The organism is Brachybacterium sp. Z12 (assembly GCF_014400405.1).
In the GTDB taxonomy this organism is placed as follows: Bacteria; Actinomycetota; Actinomycetes; order Actinomycetales; family Dermabacteraceae; genus Brachybacterium.
In genome coordinates, this window is the sequence record NZ_CP060496.1 from 1,724,776 (window position 1) to 1,741,519 (window position 16,744).

Below are 16,744 nucleotides of genomic sequence, written 5' to 3' on the forward strand. Positions count from 1 at the left end.
GGCCGCCGCCTGGTTCGACCTGGCACAGGTGCCGGCCGGTATGCGATACGCCGAGGCCGAGCGGGCCCAATCGGTGGGACGTGCACGGCCCCGCCCCCGGAGGAGCTGACCGACCGACTGATCGGCGGCGCGCCGCGTCATCTCATGTGACGCACCTCCCACACGGTCTAGGCTCGGGGGCCAGTCAACGTTGACGAGGAGGTCACCGTGCCCCCATCCCCGCCCCTTCCGCGGCCACCGGATCGTCGCAGCTTCCTGCGCCTGACCGCCGGTGCTGCAGCGGTGCTCCCGCTCACCGCCCTCGCCGGGTGCAGCGGAGGATCCCGCGATCCCAGCACGATCCGGATCGCCTTCCAGCAGTTCGGCTCCGGCACCATCAAGCAGGAGTGGATCACCACCGCTGCGCAGGAGTTCTCCAGTGAGCACCCGGAGCTCGTGGTCGAGCTGGTGCCGATCGTCGCCTCGGAGAACGACTACTTCACGAAGAACGAGCTCCTGATGAGCTCGCCCCGGACCAGTCCCGACCTCGTGTACGAGGATTCGTTCATCCTGCTCTCCGACGTGGGCGCCGGCTACCTCCAGCCGATCACCGATCTGGTCGAGGGATTCCCGCACTGGGACGACATCGCCGACGCGTCGAAGGAAGCGGTCACCGGCGAGGACGGCGAGATCTACGGCGTCCCGATCACGACGGACACCCGCGCACTGTGGTTCCACCGGGAAGTCTTCGCCGAGGCGGGCCTGCCCGAGGACTGGCAGCCGGGCAGCTGGGAGGAGATCCTCGAGGCTGCGCGGGCCATCCGCGACTCCGGCAGCGAGGCGATCCCCTTCTTCATGTTCGCCGGCACCCCGCAGGGGGAGAAGGCCTCGATGCAGGGCTTCGAGATGCTCCTGTACGGCACCGGGGACGGCACCGGCCTCTACGACCGTGACAACGAGAAGTGGATCCTCGGGAACCCGGGCTTCGTCGAGTCCCTGGCCTTCCTCAAGACCCTGTTCGAAGAGGAGCTCACCGCATCGCTGGGTCAACACCTGGATCCGAACATCTCGGAGACCATCTACACCTCGCTGCTGCCCGAGGGGAAGCTCGGGATTCTCATCGACGGATCCTGGATCTCGCAGAACTGGACCGAGAGCGCCGCCCGACCCTGGCCGGAATGGCCCGACGTCATCGGGCTCGCCGACATGCCCACGCAGGACGGCGAGGGCCCCGGCACGGTGACCCTCGCGGGAGGCTGGGGGCTGTCGATCCCCGCGCATGTCACCGATCGCGAGATCGCCTTCCAGTTCCTGGAGAAGCTCGTCTCCACCGAGACGCTGGTGCGGTACGCGCAGGCTGACAACCACATCACCGTGCGCGCCGATGTGGCGGAGAACGAGGAGTACCTCTCCTACTCCCCGGCGGTGGAGTACTTCACGGACCTCCTGGAGACGGCCTACTACCGTCCCGCCCTCCCCGCCTATCCGGAGGTCTCCTCCGCACTGCAGGAAGCCATGGAAGCCGTGATGACCGGTGCTACGCCGGAAGCCGCCGCCGCCGCATACGACTCCGCCATCACCGACATCGTCGGACCCGAGAACGTGCAGGAGGCCGCGGTATGAGCACCGACGCACCCACCGCCCCTGAACGGACGGCGCCGCCCCGGCGCGGCCGCAGTCACCTCGGGGACCGGCTCACCACCGCGCGGGCCCTGCCGATGCTCCCGGCCGGCCTGCTGCTGATCGGCTTCATGCTCGGCCCGATCCTCTACTCCCTCTATCTGGCCTTCACCGACAGCGCGATCCGCGGTGACGGCGCCTCGGACACCAGCTTCGTCGGCGTGTCCAACTTCGTGGACGCCTTCACCGACAGTGACTTCTGGAACTCGGTGGCGCTGACGCTGGTCTTCACGATCGTCTCCGCGGTGATCGGCCAGAACGTGCTGGGGATGCTGCTGGCGCTGCTGATGGAGCGTGCCCACCGGATCCTCTCCTTCGCGGTGACCTCGCTCGTGATCGCCGCCTGGATCCTCCCGGAGGTGGTGGCGGGATACCTGCTCTACACCTTCTTCGCCGACGAGGGGAGTCTGAACACGCTCCTCGGCGCGATCGGGCTGCCGGCGCAGGATCTGCTGTTCAGCGCCCCGATCCTCGCGGTCTCCTTCGCGAACATCTGGCGCGGCACGGCCTTCTCGATGCTCGTGTACTCGGCGGCGCTGAGCTCTGTGCCCGCCGATGTCTACGAATCCGCGGCCCTCGACGGTGCGGGGCCCGTGCGCCGCTTCCGCTCCGTGACGCTGCCGCTGCTGCGGCCCGCGATCGCGACCAACCTGATGCTGACCACCTTGCAGACCCTGTCGGTCTTCGGGCTGATCTTCATCATGACCGGCGGCGGTCCCGCTCGCCAGAGCCAGACCCTGCCGCTGTACATGTACGAGCAGGCCTTCTCCTACGGCCAGCTCGGCTACGGCACCGCCGTGGCGCTGCTGCTGCTCCTGATCGGTGCCGCTGCTTCGCTGGTGTACCTGCGTCTGCTGCCCGAGGAGGACAAGCGATGAGCGCGAGCACTCAGAACATCCCGGTCACGAGGCGGAGCTCCAGGGCTCGCAGCGCGGCCACCGCCAGCAGTGCCGCGATGGTCGTGATCGGCCTGGCATTCCTGGTCCCACTGCTGTGGGTGGTGCTCGCCTCGTTCGATGTCGAGGCATCGCTGTCCGTGGCATGGCCGGATTCCTGGAGCCTCGGCAACTTCTCCGCGATCTGGAACACGGAGACCACCTTCCGGCCCCTCGCCAACTCGCTCATCCTCTGCGGCGGGGCGACAGTGGTCACGATGACGGCAGCGGTGCTGTGCGCCTACCCCATGTCGCGCTTCCGCTTCCGGGCCAAGCGCCCGCTGCTGCTGACGATCATCTTCTCGACCGGTCTGCCGATCACCGCGATCATGATCCCGGTGTACTCACTGTTCGTGCAGGTCAACCTCATCGACTCGATGGGCGGAGCGATCCTGTTCCTCGGTGCCAGCTCGTTGCCTTACGCGATCTTCCTGACCAAGGGGTTCATGGACGGGGTCCCGGTGGAGATCGAGGAATCGGCGTGGACCGAGGGCGCGGGGGTGCTGCGGGCCCTGTGGTCCGTGGTGCTGCCGCTGATGCGCTCTGGACTGGCGGTCGCCACGATCTTCACCTTCGTGAGCATGTGGGGAACTTCTTCGTCCCCTTCATGCTGCTGCTGAGCCCGGAGAACCTGCCGGCCGCGGTGACGCTGTACACCTTCTCCTCCCAGTACGGGCAGGTCGCCTACGGCCAGCTCGCCGCCTTCTCGATCTTCTACTCGATCCCGGTGGTGGTGCTCTACCTGTTCCTCGGCCGGACCCTCGGCCAGGGCTTCGCGGCCGCCGGCGGGGTGAAGGGCTGAGCCCGCGGCGCGCCGGGCATTCGGACCGCTCCGTCCGATCGGTCGCCCGGCGCCGTGACCTCGGCACCACCGACAGCTAGCGTGGTTCATCATCCCCGTCCACTGTCGAAGGAGCCACGATGACCGAGGAAGCCGACCGGACCCTCACGCCCGAAGTCGCCGCCCGCGCCCATGAACTCTCCACCCGGGACGGTCAGCCGTCGTTCCCCTCCCAGGACCAGGATCCGCCCGGGCTGACCGGGCCGATGCAGCCGATTCCCGACCACGGTGAGAGCTCCTACGTGGGCCACGGCCGCCTCGAGGGCCTCACCGCTCTCATCACGGGAGGGGACTCCGGCATCGGGCGGGCCGTCGCGATCGCGTACGCCCGAGAGGGCGCGGATGTGGCGATCTCGTACCTGCCCGAGGAGCAGGAGGACGCCGAACAGACCCGGCACTGGATCCAGGACGCCGGGCGTCGCGCTCTGCTGCTCCCCGGGGACATCCGCGACGAGCAGCTGGCACGCTCGCTGGTGGCCCGCACGGTCGCCGAGCTGGGCAGGCTCGACATCCTGGTCAACAACGCGGCCTTCCAGTGGGGGCGCGCGGAGCCCAAGGGCCTCGAGGGCATCGAGTCCGCGCGCCTGCATCGCACCCTGGCCACGAACCTGGAGGCGCTGTTCTGGATCACCCAGGAGGCCGCGCCGCATCTGGGCGAGGGATCCAGCGTGATCAACTGCTCCTCGATCCAGAGCTATGACCCGTCGGTGCCGCTGATGGACTACGCCGCCACGAAGGCTGCGATCAACAACGTCACAGTCAACCTGGCAGCCGATCTCGGCCCGCGCGGGATCCGCGTGAACGCCGTGGCCCCGGGCCCGATCTGGACCCCGCTGAACGTCGCGACGCGGGTGAGCGATGACTACGTCGAGTTCGGGGCGAACACGCCGCTGGGCCGCGCCGGGCAGCCCTCCGAGGTGGCCGGGGCGTTCGTGTTCCTCGCCAGCCCCTCGGAAGCGAGCTACGTCTCCGGGACGGTGCTGGGAGTGACAGGCGGGCGCCCGTGTTCTGAGCGCGGTGGGGCCGGCTCAGCGGAAGATGACGGTGCGGGTCCCGTCCAGCAGCACCCGCGACTGCGCGAACCAGGTCACCGCCTGGCGGAGCGTGCGCGCCTCGGCGTCCTGACCGATCGCCATCAGCTCCCTCGGGGAGCGGGTGTGATCCACACGGATCACGTCCTGCTCGATGATGGGTCCCTCATCGAGGTCGCTGGTGACGAAGTGGGCCGTGGCGCCGATCTGCTTCACGCCGCGCGCATACGCCTGCCGGTAGGGATTGGCGCCCTTGAACCCCGGCAGGAACGAGTGGTGGATGTTGATGCAGCGCCCGGCGAGCTCGGCGCACAGCTCTGGGGAGAGGATCTGCATGTAGCGGGCCAGGACCACCAGCTCGATGTCGTGCTCGACCACAGCTTCCCGGACCCGGTCCTCGAAGGCGGCCTTCGCTCCCTCGCCCTTGGTGGGCAGGTGCTCGAAGAAGGGCACCTCGTAGAAGTCGGCGAGCCGGTCCAGGGTGGGGTGGTTGGCGAGGATCAGCGGCACCTCGATCGGCAGATTCCCCGAATCGACCTGGAACAGCAGATCGTTCACGCAGTGCTTCGCGGTCGAGCCGAGCACCAGCGTGCGCAGGGGGCGGCCCACCACATCGATGCTGTGCTCGAGGCCGAACTGCTCCACCGCGGGGGCGAGCGCCGTCTCGAACTCCTCGAGCGTGGCGGGGGTGAGGACCTGCAGCCGCAGGTAGAACCGGTGCGTCGTGCCGCTCTCGAACTGGCGGCTCTCGCTGATGTTCCCCCGATCTCCACGATCGCTCCGGTCACCGCGTGGACGATGCCGGGAGCGTCCGCGCACACCACGGTGAGGACGAACTCGTTCAGCGCCGACGACGACTCGGGCGGGGTCTGGGAGAGGGGGATAGCACTGCTCATGACGCCATTCTAGGAAGAGCGGCGCGCTGAGGCCGCATCCGGGCGGGCGGGGTTGCTCACGGCCGCCCCTCACGCCACAGCTTCGAGGGCCACCAGATGACCTTTCCGAGGTCCAGCGCGAGCGCGGGCACCAGCACGGTGCGGACCAGGAAGGTGTCCAGCAGCACGCCGAAGGCGACGATGAACGCGATCTGCGCCAGGAACAGGATCGGGATCACGCCGAGCGCCGCGAAGGTCGCTGCGAGCACCAGGCCCGCCGAGGTGATCACCCCACCGGTGACCGCGAGTCCGCGCACCACACCTTCCCTGGTCCCGTGCTGGAGCGACTCCTCCCGCACCCGGGTCATGAGGAAGATGTTGTAGTCGATGCCGAGCGCCACCAGGAAGACGAACCCGTACAGGGGGACCGCCGGATCAGCGCCCGGGAAGTCGAACAGATGGTTGAACACCAGCGCGGCCACGCCCATCGCGGTGCCGAAGGACAGCACCGTGGTGGCGACCAGCAGCACCGGGGCGAGGATCGAGCGCAGCAGCAGCATCAGGATCAGCACGATCACGACCAGCACCACGGGGATGATCTGGGCCCGGTCGTGGGCGGAGGCGTCGTTGGTGTCGATCGAGGTCGCGGTGGGCCCGCCCACCAGGGCGGTGACGTCCTCGGAGGCGAAATCCGCGCGGACGTCGCGCACCGTCTGCTCCGCTGCGGAGGAGTCCGGGGCGTCGGAGAGCGTCGCCTGCAGCAGCACGTCCCCGTCCACCACTGTGGGCTCGGCGGCGGGAGTGCCGGGCGGGCCCTGGGGCTGGATGCCGTCCTCGGTCACAGGCGCGGAGCCGCTGGGGAGTCCTCGGCGGTGACGGTCACCGAGTCGATGCCGTCCTGGGTGAGCAGGCGGTCGGTCGCCGCCTGCAGCGAGGACTCCGCGACGATCACCTGCGCGGGGGAGCCGGCACCGGCAGGGAAGTGTTCGCCGAGCGCGACCTGGCCGTCGCGGGCGGAGGACTGCGCGAGCACCAGGTCGGACTGCGGCACGCCGTCGGCCTTGAGCTGGGTGGCGCCCAGGCAGACCACCGCGAGCACGATCGCGGTGAGGATCCACAGCGGCCGCGGGCGACGCCGCACCGCGTCTGCGACCCGGCCCCAGATGCCGTGCGCGGAGGGATCAGCACCGGCATCGGGTGCCTCGGGCGCGTAGTGGGGCCGACGGGGCCAGAAGGCCACCCGGCCGGTGACGTACAGCACCGCAGGCAGGAACGTCAGGGCGCCCGCCATCGCGAACACGATCCCGATCGCAGCGACCGGACCGAGCGTGCTGTTGGACTTCAGATCGGACAGCAGCAGGCACAGCAGGCCCGCGATGACCGTGCCGCCGGAGGCGAGCACCGGCTCGAGGGTGCCCCGCAGCGCCTGGACCGTGGCCGGCCAGCGCTCCTTCGTGCCTCGCAGCTCGTCGCGGTACCTGGCGACATACAGCAGGGAGTAGTCGGTGGCCGCACCGATCGCCAGGATGAACAGGATGCCCTGGGTCTGACCGGACAGCAGCAGGACGTCCGCGGCGGCCAGGTGCCAGATCGTCAGCAGCGCCGCGCACAGCGCGAACACGCTGGTGGACAGCACGATCAGCGGCAGCAGCAGAGAGCGGTACACGATGATGAGGATGACGAAGACGGCGGCGAGCGCGACACCGAGCAGCAGCCCGTCCAGGCCGGTGAAGCCTGCGGCGAGGTCGGCGGAGAAGCCGGCAGGTCCGGTGACATAGGAGGTGAGCCCCTCCGGGAGATCCGCGGCGAGCTCCTCCTCGACCTGTGTGATCGTCTGCGCCAGATCGGCGTCGGAGTCGATCGGGACGAACACCTGGACCGCGAGGCCGTCCTCGGAGGGGATCGCCGGGGAGATCTCGCCGTTGACCGCGTCGATCTCGGCGAGCGCCTCGGTGGTCTCGCCGACTGCTGCGGCGGCCTCTTCATCCAGCTCATCCGATGAGGTGATCACGATGATCGCGGGGATGGATTCGGAGCCGGTGAAGTCGGCCGCGCGCTGGGCGACCTGGGTGGCGTCCGCTGAATCAGGCAGGTACGTGGTGCGGTCGTTGGAGGAGACCTCGTCGACGCGCCCGAAGTACGGTCCCCCGATCGCCGCAGCGATCACCCAGCCGAGGATCAGGAGGGCCGGGAGCAGGATCCGCAGCGGGCGTACGGTCCGGGGACCTTGCGTCGGTGCGTGTTCTCTGTGGAGACGGGGGCGTCCGCCGGTGAGGCCATGGTGATCCTTCGGTGGTCGAGGTGAGCCGAGCACAGTCTGGCACACGTCGCTAGCTCGGCGAGATACATTGCCGGCGAGCAGAGCGATCTATGATGGGGATCATGAGCTCGCCCCACCCCGGCGAGGGCGGCCGTGAGCAGTCCTCCTCGCTGCCACCTCTTTTCTCCATCGATTCGAGCGACCGCCATCACGAGCTGGTCGACCGCACGGGCATGGATGCGCGTGACATCGCTCAGATCGATGCCTTGATGGCCGCGCTCTCGCGCCTGCGGGCCGCAGAGCAGGAGCTCTCTCGGAGGCCTCACTGCGCTACATGCGGCTCGGCGAGACCGATATGCGCGCCCTGCACTTCCTGATCGTCTGCGAGAACACCGAGACGCTCGCGACCCCGGGCGCGATCGCTCAAGCACTCGAGATCTCCAGCGCCTCGACCACGAAGCTGCTGGACCGTCTCGAGCGCGCAGGTCATATCCGGCGCGCACCGCACCCCTCGGACCGCCGCGCGCTGGTGATCAGCATCGAGCCCGCGACCCGCGCCTCGGCGATCCGCACCGTCGGGGCGCAGCACGCTCGTCGCGTCGACGCCGCCAAGCGGCTCACGCCCGCCGGGCGGGAGATCGTGATCGGGTTCCTCGACGACATGGCGGCAGAGATCTCGGTGGAGAACGCGGACTGGATCCACGAGGAATCCCCCGACGACCTGCACTGAGAGGGCTTCTTCGCGTGACGCCTTACCAAGCGGTCGGGCCGGTGACCTGCACGGGGAGAATCGGGGTGCGACCCCGGGAGCGGGTGCTTGACGGGGTGAGCACCCCGGGTGAGGGTCAGCACACCGGCACCTACTTGCCAGACGGGGTGGTCTTCGCTATGCGGCCGGGCGTGACGAGCGAGGCCGCCCTGCACCGTGACGGGAGGCCCCCATGGACACCACCATCTTCGAGCAGCACGAGTCCGAGATCCGCGGGTACTGCCGTGCCTATCCGACAGTGTTCGCCTCCGCTTCCAATGCCCGCCAGGTCTCCGAGGACGGCACCAGCTACCTCGACTTCTTCGCCGGGGCGGGAGTGCTGAACTTCGGGCACAACAACCCGCGGATGAAGGAGGCGATGATCGCCTTCCTCCAGGCGGACGGCGTGGCGCACAGCCTGGACACCTACACCACCACCAAGCGCGACTTCATCTCCCGCTTCCACGAGGTGATCCTCGCGCCGCGCGGCATGGACCACCGGATGCAGTTCATGGGACCGACGGGCTCCAACGCGGTGGAGGCGGCGCTCAAGCTCGCCCGTCTCGTCACCGGCCGGCGCGAGATCGTCGCCTTCAGCCATGGCTTCCACGGCATGACCCTCGGGTCGCTCGCCGCGACGGCGAACCATGCCTTCCGCCAGTGGGCAGGGGTGCCGCTGACCGACGTCGTGCGTCTTCCCTTCGAGACCGCCCCCGGCGGCCGGACCGGGATCGCCGACTACGCCGCCGCGCTGCAGGACCCCTCGAGCGGGGTGACCGCCCCCGCGGCCTTCCTCATCGAGCCGGTCCAGGCCGAGGGCGGAGTCAACATCGCCAGCCGCGAATGGCTGCACGAGATCCAGGACCTGGCCCGGGAGGTCGGCGCGCTGTTCATCATCGACGACATCCAGGCTGGCGTGGGCCGCACCGGCGGCTACTTCTCCTTCGACGGCATGGACCTGGATCCGGACATCATCACGCTCGCTAAGGGACTCGGCGGCTTCGGCACCCCGATCGCGATGAACCTCAACAAGCCCGAGGTGGATGCCCACTGGTCGCCCGGCGCCCACACCGGCACCTTCCGCGGGCAGGGGCTCTCCTTCGTCGCCGGGACCGTCGCGCTGGACTACTTCACCGACGAGGCGTTCCTCGCCGACGTGCTGTCCAAGGGCGAGACGATGCGCGAGGCGCTCGAGGCGATCGCGGCGAAGCATCCGGACCGTGACTGGGAGGTGCGTGGCAAGGGCATGATGCAGGCTCTGGACACCGGGGACGGCGCCTTCGCCAAGCAGGTCCAGCAGGAGTGCTTCGAGCGCGGTCTGCTGATCGGCCCCTGCGGGAGCGGAGGCCGGGTGATCAAGCTGATCCCGCCGCTGACCATCCCCGAGGATGAGCTGAGCGAGGGGCTGGACCTTCTCGACCAGGCCATCGCCGCTGCGGTGAGGGCCGTCTGATGCGCCGCCGGTCCAGCATGACGTTTCCTCCCGAGGAGTACGAGCGCCGGCTGAGGGAGCTGCGCGAGCGGATGGCGCAGCGCGAGCTCGATGCGGTGATCATCACCGACCCCGAGAACCTCATGTATCTCACCGACTACCAGACCACCGGGTACTCCTTCTTCCAGGCGCTGGTCGTCCCGCTCGAGGCGGACTCGGTGATGATCACCCGTGCGCTGGAGGAGTCCAACGTGGTCTCGCGGACCTGGCTCGAGCATTCGCGGGCCTATCCCGATGACGGGGATGCGATCCTCGAGCTGGTCAGCACCCTGCGCGATCTGCGACTGGGGGACTCGAGGGTGGGGTACGAGCGCAACAGCTACTACTTCCCCGCCTATCAGCAGGATCGCTTCCACGACGCTTTCGGCGAGGGGCTGGTGGACTGCTTCGGCATCGTCGAAGCCGGACGGATCCGCAAGTCCGCCGAGGAGATCGGGGTGATGCAGCTGGCCGCGTACGCGGGGAGGCCGGGATGGCCGCGGGACTGCATGCGGCGATGGCCGGCGCCACGGAGAACGACGTCGCCGCCGCCATCACCTCCGCGATGTTCCGTGCTGGTGGGGAGTTCCCTGCGGTGCTGCCGTACGTCGCCTCCGGGCCGCGTTCGATGATCGGCCACTCCACCTGGGAGGGCCGGATGATCAGACCCGGCGAGCATGTGTTCCTCGAGGTCGGCGGCTGCTACCGCAGGTACCACACCGCCATGATGCGCACGGCGGTCAACGGCGCTCTGTCGGCGTCGATGCACTCCGCGCAGGAGCGGATGAAGGACACCCTGGCGGAGCTGCGCACCCTGATGAAGCCGGGGTGACCATCTCCGAGGTCGCCCACCTCACCCGCTCCCGCATCGAGAGCAACGAGGTGGGGGCGCAGCTGGTCACCCGGGCGGGCTACTCGATCGGCATCGCCTTCCCACCGTCCTGGGATGAGGGCTACATCGTGTCCCTGCTCGAGGGCGATGAACGCCCGCTCGAGGAGGGGATGACCTTCCATCTGCTCCCGTGGATGTGGGGTGTGGACGGGAACAAGACCGTCGGCATCTCGGACACCGTCCGCATCACCGAGGACGGCTGCGCGTCGTTCTTCACGCTGCCCGAGGATTTCACCATCCACGCGAGCGCCGCCCGGTCGTTCCCGACCGCCGCCGGCGTCGCGCCGAGCTTCTGAGAGGAGCTGCACCATGACCATGCTGACCGCCACTGATCCCACCACCGGGGCCGTCGTCCGCGAGGTGCCCGCTGCAACCCCGGCAGAGATCACCGCGATCATCGACCGCTCCCACGCCGCCTACACCACCTGGAAGGACACCACCGTCGCCGAGCGCGCCGAGGTGCTGCGCCGTGTCGCTGCCTATCTGCGCGAGCACACCGATGAGCTCGCGCCGCTGATGACCGAGGAGATGGGCAAGCCCATCGGGGAGGCGCACGGCGAAGTCGCGAAATCCGCGTGGGCCGCTGAACACTACGCCGAGCACGCTGCGAAGTACCTGGCCGACGAGCACCTGGACTCCGATGCGACCTCTTCCTACGTCCAGTACCTGCCGCTGGGCCCGGTGCTGGGGATCCTCCCTGGGAACGCACCGTTCTGGGTCGCGTTCCGCTTCTGCGCTCCGGCGCTGATGGCGGGGAACACCTGCGTGATGAAGCACGACCCCCATGTGCCGGGATGCGCTGCTGCGCTCGAGGAGGTGTTCCGGGCCGCCGGCGCCCCCGAGGGGATCTTCCAGACCCTGCTGGCCGCCACCGAGGACGTCGAGCAGGCGATCCGTGACCCGCGCATCCAGGCGGTCTCCTTCACCGGTTCCGACCGGGCCGGGGCGAAGGTCGCCTCGATCGCGGCGAGCGAGATCAAGCCCGCGGTGCTCGAGCTCGGCGGCTCGGATCCCTGCATCGTGCTGGCCGACGCGGACCTGCAGAAGGCCGCGGAGGTCTCGGCGCTGTCGCGGATCATCAATGCCGGCCAGTCCTGCATCGCGGCGAAGCGGGTCATCGTCGAGCGCTCCGTGCACGACGAGTTCGTCGAGCTGCTCACCGCGCAGCTGCGCGGCCTGAAGGTCGGCGACCCCCGAGATGAGGCCACGAAGGTCGGGCCGATCGCCCGGGAGGAGCTGCGCGAGAATCTCCACCGCCAGGTGACCACCAGCGTCGAGGCCGGCGCCACCCTGGTGATGGGAGGCGAGATGCCGGAGGGGAGGGGTTCTTCTACCCGGTGACGCTGCTCACCGGCGTCGAGCCCGGGATGGCGGCCTGCACGGAGGAGACCTTCGGTCCGATCGCCGTGGTGATCGCCGCGGACGACGCGGAACATGCACTGGCGCTCGCGAACGACACCCCGTACGGGCTCGGTGCGGCGATCTGGACCACGACCGAGCGCGGGGTCGAGATGGCCCGCCGCATCGAGGCGGGACAGGTCTCCGTCAACGGGATCGTGAAGTCGGATCCACGGCTGCCCTCCGGGGGATCAAACGCTCGGGCTACGGCCGCGAGCTGGGACCGCACGGCATCCGCGAATTCACCAATGCCCAGCAGATCTGGGTGGGGCCGGTGCGCAGCTGAACCGGTCCGACACTGCAGGAATGACGAACGGGCGCCTTCCGATCTTCTCGGAAGACGCCCGTTCGGCGTTTCGGTCGGGCTGACAGGATTTGAACCTGCGACCCCCTGACCCCCAGTCAGGTGCGCTACCAAGCTGCGCCACAGCCCGAAACCCTCCGTCACCGGAGGACCGTGGAACACATTACCCCGACCTCGACCTCGAGGCGAACCGGAACCGGCGTGACCTGCGGCACCTGAGTCGCCGTGGGGCCCGGAGCGCACGATGCGATAGGGGACCGCAGCACTGCGGCGTCCTCGCCGGGCGGGTCTGCCTCCCCGGCCAGAGCCACGCTCCTACACTGCAGACATGCGCAAGGCAGACCATTCGACACCTCACGGCGAGACTCCGTACTCGCCGACGTCGCTGCTGCGCGCCCTCACCGCCGACCCCTACGGTGTCGACACGCTGCGTGAGCATGAGCATCCGGCGGCGGAGGCGGCACCGCCCGATGTCGGGGCGACCCGTGCGATCACCCTGCTGCTGGCCCTGCTGCTCGGCTTCGTCGTCGCGGTCTCCGTCCTGGACCTGCGACAGGGAGCGGCAGCGGAGGACAGCCCGCGCGCACTGCTCGAGCAGGAGGTGCTCGACACCCGCGGCGAAGCGGAGCTCCTCACGCAGCGCCAGGAGGAGCTCGAGAGGGAGATCGCCCAGGCGCAGGGCGTCGTCCTCGAAGGGACCGGCGACGGGGCCCCCGAGCGACTCACCTCCTACGAGCAGGCCGGGGGCGGTGTATCCCTGAGCGGTCCGGGCGCGGTGCTCGTGCTCGAGGATTCCGCACCGCTGCCCTCGAGCCCCGGTGGCGGTGCCGGGAGCGTGAACCGCGTGACCGACGCAGATGTGCAGATCGCCGTCAACGGGCTGTGGGCCGCAGGGGCGGAGGCGGTCTCCATCAACGGCCAGCGCATCAGCGCCACCACCGCGATCCGCACCGCGGGCTCCGCGATCCTGGTCGATTTCCGGCCTCTCTCCCCGCCGTACAGCATCACCGCGCTGGGTGAGCCGGAGCAGCTGCGTTCCGCGGTGTCCGAGGGCGAGGCGGGGGAGTACCTCGACGAGATCTCGAGCCGCTACGGCATCCGGATGTCCTGGGAGAGCGAGGAGGAGCTCACCGTCCCCGCACGCGCGGTGGGAACGCTCCGGGAGGCGTCGGTGCCCGACGACGGCAGCACCAGCACGCCGGAGACCCCGCAGACCATCAACCCGACCGACCCGTCGGCCGCCGGACGCGGCGCCGAGGAGGAGACCCCATGATCGCCATCATCGGACTGGCGCTGGGCATCGTGCTCGGCGTCGTCGTCCAGCCCGACGTCCCCGCCGTGCTGCAGCCCTATCTCCCGATCGCCGTGGTCGCCTCGCTCGACACCCTCGCCGGCGGCCTGCGGGCGAGCCTGAACGGTGCCTTCGACTCCCACGTTTTCATCACCTCGTTCCTGTTCAACGTGCTGATCGCCTCGTTCCTGGTGTTCCTCGGCGACCAGCTCGGGGTGGGCTCCCAGCTCTCGACCGCGGTGATCGTCGTGCTCGGGATCCGTATCTTCTCCAACGCGGCGGCGATCAGGCGCCTGCTCTTCCGGTCATGAGCGACGGCACCCGCATCGCCGGCTCCCCGAGCAGCAGAAGCAGGTCTGGCGGCGGCTGCGCGAGACCCTGCGCCCGCAGGCGACCCTCTCGCAGGCGATCGTGGGCCTGCTGTGCCTGCTGCTGGGGCTGTCGATCGTGGCCCAGGTCAGGCAGGGCGATGACGCGCTCGAGGGCGCCACCCAGCAAGAGCTGGTGCGGCTGCTGGACGAATCGGGGCGGCATGCCTCTGCTCTGGAGGTGGAGAACGCGGAGCTCGATCGCACGCTCGAGGCGCTGCGCTCGGGGCGGGAGGGAGATGTCGCCGCTCAGAATGCGGCCGAGGATCGGCTGGAGGATCTCGAGATCCTCGCTGGTACGGCGCCCGCCCAGGGGCGAGGCGTGGTGGTCTCGATCGCCGATCCGGAGGCCACGGTGCGCGCCTCGACGCTGCTCGGGGTGGTCCAGGAGCTGCGGAACGCCGGCGCCGAGGTGATCCAGATCGGTCAGGTGCGAGTGATCGCATCAACCTCCGTCACGACCGGCCCCGGCGGGAGCCTCATGGTGGACGGCACCCCCATCGAAGCGCCGTACGTCGTGCGGGCGATCGGCGATCCCTCCGTGATGGAACCGGCACTGCGCATCCCCGGGGGCGCGGCGGACTCGGTCGCCGGGGACGGTGGGACGCTCGCGGCGACGGCCGACGACATGATCCTCATAGAGGCCACGGTCGAGCTCACCGCCCCGGAACACTCCCGGGTGGTCAAGTGATCGTCAATTCTTGACGCTGCATCGCCCTGAAGGTCCCCTGAGGGGCTGATCGCATGCGAAGATGGGCGAGCCGAATCCTGTGCGGTCATCGCCCAGGGTCCGTCGCAGGCCAGGAAGGGGTGCGCGGTGTCCGGGAACACCGAGTGGAACGACGATAATCTCGACCACACGTCGAAGCTGAGCGCGATCTCGCCCAGCGATCCCCTGGAGGAGACCGAGTCCGGTCTCTCGTCCCAGGATCGCCGAGCGATCGAGAACCTGCCTCCGCGCAGTGCGCTGCTGATCGTCCAGAAGGGTCCGAACCTGGGGGCGCGCTTCCTGCTCGACTCCGAGACCACCGTCGCGGGACGTCACCCCAAGAGCGAGATCTTCCTCGACGACGTGACCGTCTCCCGCAAGCACGCCGCGTTCGTGCGCGACGGGGACGGCTTCCTCGTCCGGGATCTCGGCTCGCTGAACGGGACGTACGTCGGCAAGGACCGGGTGGACGAGGCACGCCTCCAGGCGGGCCAGGACGTCCAGATCGGCAAGTACCGCCTGACCTATCACCCGTTCCACGGGCAGGACTGATCTGATGCCGGCCTCCGCTGCGCGCCGGCCGAGCTCCTCCGTTGCCACGAGGCTGAGCATCGGTCAGGTGCTCGAGATGCTGCGGGACGAGTTCCCCGATCTGGCGCATTCGAAGCTTCACTACCTCGAGTCCGAGGGGCTGATCTCCCCGAGCGCAGCGCGGCGGGATACCGCAAGTACAGCCGCGAGGACGTGGACCGGCTCCGGTTCGTGCTCAGAGCGCAGCGGGATCGGTTCTGGCCGCTCAAGGTGATCAAGGAGCATCTGCTCGAGCACGGCATCGACTCCGAGGTCACCTCGATCGCCTCTCGTCCCGGGCCCAGCTCCGCTCTGCAGGCGGTCCGGCTGGACCGCAGGGGCCTGGGCCGCGAGGCCTCCGTCGACGAGGACTTCCTGGCCGAGCTCGAGCAGTACGGACTGCTGGAGGAGGGTGCCCTGTTCTACGGGTCGACCGAGCTCGAGCTCGTCCGCGCCGCACGCGAGCTCGCCGAGGAGGGCCTGCACCCGCGCCACCTGGTGATGCTGCGCACCGCTGCGGAGCGGCAGGCCCACATGATCCGCTCGGTCGCGCGTCCGCGCTCCCGCGCCGGGGATTCCGCAGCACAGGGAGAAGCCCAAGATTTCGCGCGTGACCTGGGCGAATCGATGATCACCGTCCACGGGGCCGTGCTCCGCATGTCGCTGCGGGAGCACTGAGCCGGAGCGCGTCCGTCACCTCTCCGTGATCTTCGGACGGCGCGTTGCTGTCGGCCGAGGGGTACTTCGCGCTAGTCTGAGCGTGCGCTCTCATCCTTCCCCTCGGAGAGCCGGAACCCGGAGGTAGTTGTGAACGCCACGAGCGGCGATGATCGCACTGAGCAGACCACCGTCCCCGCAGAGCCCGCCCAGGGCGTGCTCTTCGATGATGTCGTGGACACTCCCGGCGAGCTCGGATACCGCGGCCCGGCAGCCTGCAAGGCCGCCGGCATCACCTACCGGCAGCTGGACTACTGGGCCCGCACCGGTCTCGTCGAGCCCGGCGTGCGCGCGGCGCACGGCTCCGGCAGCCAGCGCCTCTACGGATTCCGCGACATCCTCGTGCTGAAGGTCGTCAAGCGACTGCTCGACACCGGAGTCTCCCTCCAGCAGATCCGTGTCGCCGTCAGCGCGCTCCGTGAGCGAGGCATCGATGACCTCGCGGGCATCACCCTCATGAGCGATGGCGCCTCGGTCTACGAGTGCACCTCTGCCGAGGACATGTTCGACCTGGTCCAGGGCGGCCAGGGCGTATTCGGCATCGCGGTGGGCCGGGTCTGGCGCGAGGTCGAGAACGATCTGCTGAGCCTGCCCGGCGTGAACCCCGCCGATGACGCCGCCCTCGCGCTGCAGGACGAGCTGGCCGCGCGCCGGCGCTCCCGCCAGGCCGGCTGA

Annotated in this window: 11 protein-coding genes, 1 tRNA gene and 6 pseudogenes; 15 read left to right on the forward strand and 3 right to left on the reverse strand. The window is 69.2% G+C overall.

Going from position 1 to position 16,744, the window contains the following annotated elements:
• Window positions 1-207 precede the first annotated feature (207 nt).
• The 4 genes and pseudogenes from H3H54_RS09100 to H3H54_RS09115 all read left to right on the forward strand — a co-directional run.
• Window positions 208-1,602 (forward strand): extracellular solute-binding protein, encoded by a 1,395-nt coding sequence (locus tag H3H54_RS09100; protein WP_262426329.1) that lies wholly within the window; start codon window positions 208-210, stop codon window positions 1,600-1,602.
• Entirely contained in the window at window positions 1,599-2,537 is a 939-nt protein-coding gene (locus H3H54_RS09105) for a carbohydrate ABC transporter permease (protein WP_262426330.1), read from the forward strand. Before H3H54_RS09100 ends, H3H54_RS09105 begins: the two co-directional genes overlap by 4 nt.
• A pseudogene (locus tag H3H54_RS09110) lies at window positions 2,534-3,396 on the forward strand (carbohydrate ABC transporter permease). Before H3H54_RS09105 ends, H3H54_RS09110 begins: the two are co-directional and overlap by 4 nt.
• 119 nt (window positions 3,397-3,515) lie before the next feature.
• A pseudogene (locus H3H54_RS09115) lies at window positions 3,516-4,439 on the forward strand (SDR family oxidoreductase); the annotation flags it as partial.
• Window positions 4,440-4,463: 24 nt separating this feature from the next.
• Here the strand turns inward: H3H54_RS09115 and H3H54_RS09120 are convergent.
• Together H3H54_RS09120 and H3H54_RS09125 are read right to left on the reverse strand one after the other, a co-directional pair.
• Window positions 4,464-5,362 (reverse strand): annotated as a pseudogene (locus H3H54_RS09120) (formyltetrahydrofolate deformylase).
• 56 nt (window positions 5,363-5,418) lie between these two features.
• Window positions 5,419-7,547, reverse strand: a pseudogene (locus H3H54_RS09125) (MMPL family transporter).
• Between the two features lie 388 nt (window positions 7,548-7,935).
• Between H3H54_RS09125 and H3H54_RS09130 the strand changes: the two are divergent.
• From H3H54_RS09130 to H3H54_RS09150, 5 genes and pseudogenes are all read left to right on the forward strand, one after another.
• Window positions 7,936-8,331 carry a MarR family winged helix-turn-helix transcriptional regulator gene (locus H3H54_RS09130; protein ID WP_262426331.1) on the forward strand — a complete coding sequence of 132 codons (396 nt, stop codon included), beginning with the start codon at window positions 7,936-7,938 and terminating at the stop codon, window positions 8,329-8,331.
• Window positions 8,332-8,542: 211 nt separating this feature from the next.
• On the forward strand, window positions 8,543-9,802 hold the full coding sequence (locus tag H3H54_RS09135) for an aspartate aminotransferase family protein (RefSeq protein ID WP_262426332.1): 1,260 nt from the start codon (window positions 8,543-8,545) through the stop codon (window positions 9,800-9,802).
• Window positions 9,803-9,819: 17 nt separating this feature from the next.
• Complete coding sequence (locus H3H54_RS09140) at window positions 9,820-10,452, forward strand: aminopeptidase P family N-terminal domain-containing protein (RefSeq protein WP_262426333.1); 633 nt, start codon at window positions 9,820-9,822, stop codon at window positions 10,450-10,452.
• Window positions 10,338-11,008 (forward strand): annotated as a pseudogene (locus tag H3H54_RS09145) (M24 family metallopeptidase). The gene H3H54_RS09140 and the pseudogene H3H54_RS09145 overlap by 115 nt, the downstream one beginning before the upstream one ends.
• Before the next feature lie 19 nt (window positions 11,009-11,027).
• Window positions 11,028-12,505, forward strand: a pseudogene (locus tag H3H54_RS09150) (NAD-dependent succinate-semialdehyde dehydrogenase).
• Here H3H54_RS09150 and H3H54_RS09155 read toward each other — a convergent pair.
• A tRNA-Pro gene (locus H3H54_RS09155) sits at window positions 12,471-12,544 on the reverse strand. The pseudogene H3H54_RS09150 and the gene H3H54_RS09155 overlap by 35 nt on opposite strands.
• A gap of 198 nt (window positions 12,545-12,742) precedes the next feature.
• Between H3H54_RS09155 and H3H54_RS09160 the strand changes: the two genes are divergently transcribed.
• The 6 genes from H3H54_RS09160 (at window position 12,743) to H3H54_RS09185 (ending at window position 16,744) form a co-directional block, all read left to right on the forward strand.
• Window positions 12,743-13,687 carry a DUF881 domain-containing protein gene (locus tag H3H54_RS09160; protein ID WP_262426335.1) on the forward strand — a complete coding sequence of 315 codons (945 nt, stop codon included), beginning with the start codon at window positions 12,743-12,745 and terminating at the stop codon, window positions 13,685-13,687.
• A complete protein-coding gene (locus H3H54_RS09165) occupies window positions 13,684-14,016 on the forward strand; it encodes a small basic family protein (protein WP_262426336.1) in 333 nt (110 codons plus the stop codon). The genes H3H54_RS09160 and H3H54_RS09165 overlap by 4 nt, the downstream gene beginning before the upstream one ends.
• A 100-nt stretch (window positions 14,017-14,116) precedes the next feature.
• A complete protein-coding gene (locus tag H3H54_RS09170) occupies window positions 14,117-14,764 on the forward strand; it encodes a DUF881 domain-containing protein (RefSeq protein WP_262426337.1) in 648 nt (215 codons plus the stop codon).
• 126 nt (window positions 14,765-14,890) lie between these two features.
• Window positions 14,891-15,334, forward strand: coding sequence for an FHA domain-containing protein (locus tag H3H54_RS09175; RefSeq protein ID WP_395963668.1), 444 nt, complete (start codon window positions 14,891-14,893; stop codon window positions 15,332-15,334).
• 192 nt (window positions 15,335-15,526) lie between these two features.
• A complete protein-coding gene (locus tag H3H54_RS09180) occupies window positions 15,527-16,030 on the forward strand; it encodes a MerR family transcriptional regulator (protein ID WP_262426338.1) in 504 nt (167 codons plus the stop codon).
• A gap of 129 nt (window positions 16,031-16,159) precedes the next feature.
• Window positions 16,160-16,744 (forward strand): MerR family transcriptional regulator, encoded by a 585-nt coding sequence (locus H3H54_RS09185; RefSeq protein WP_316249184.1) that lies wholly within the window; start codon window positions 16,160-16,162, stop codon window positions 16,742-16,744.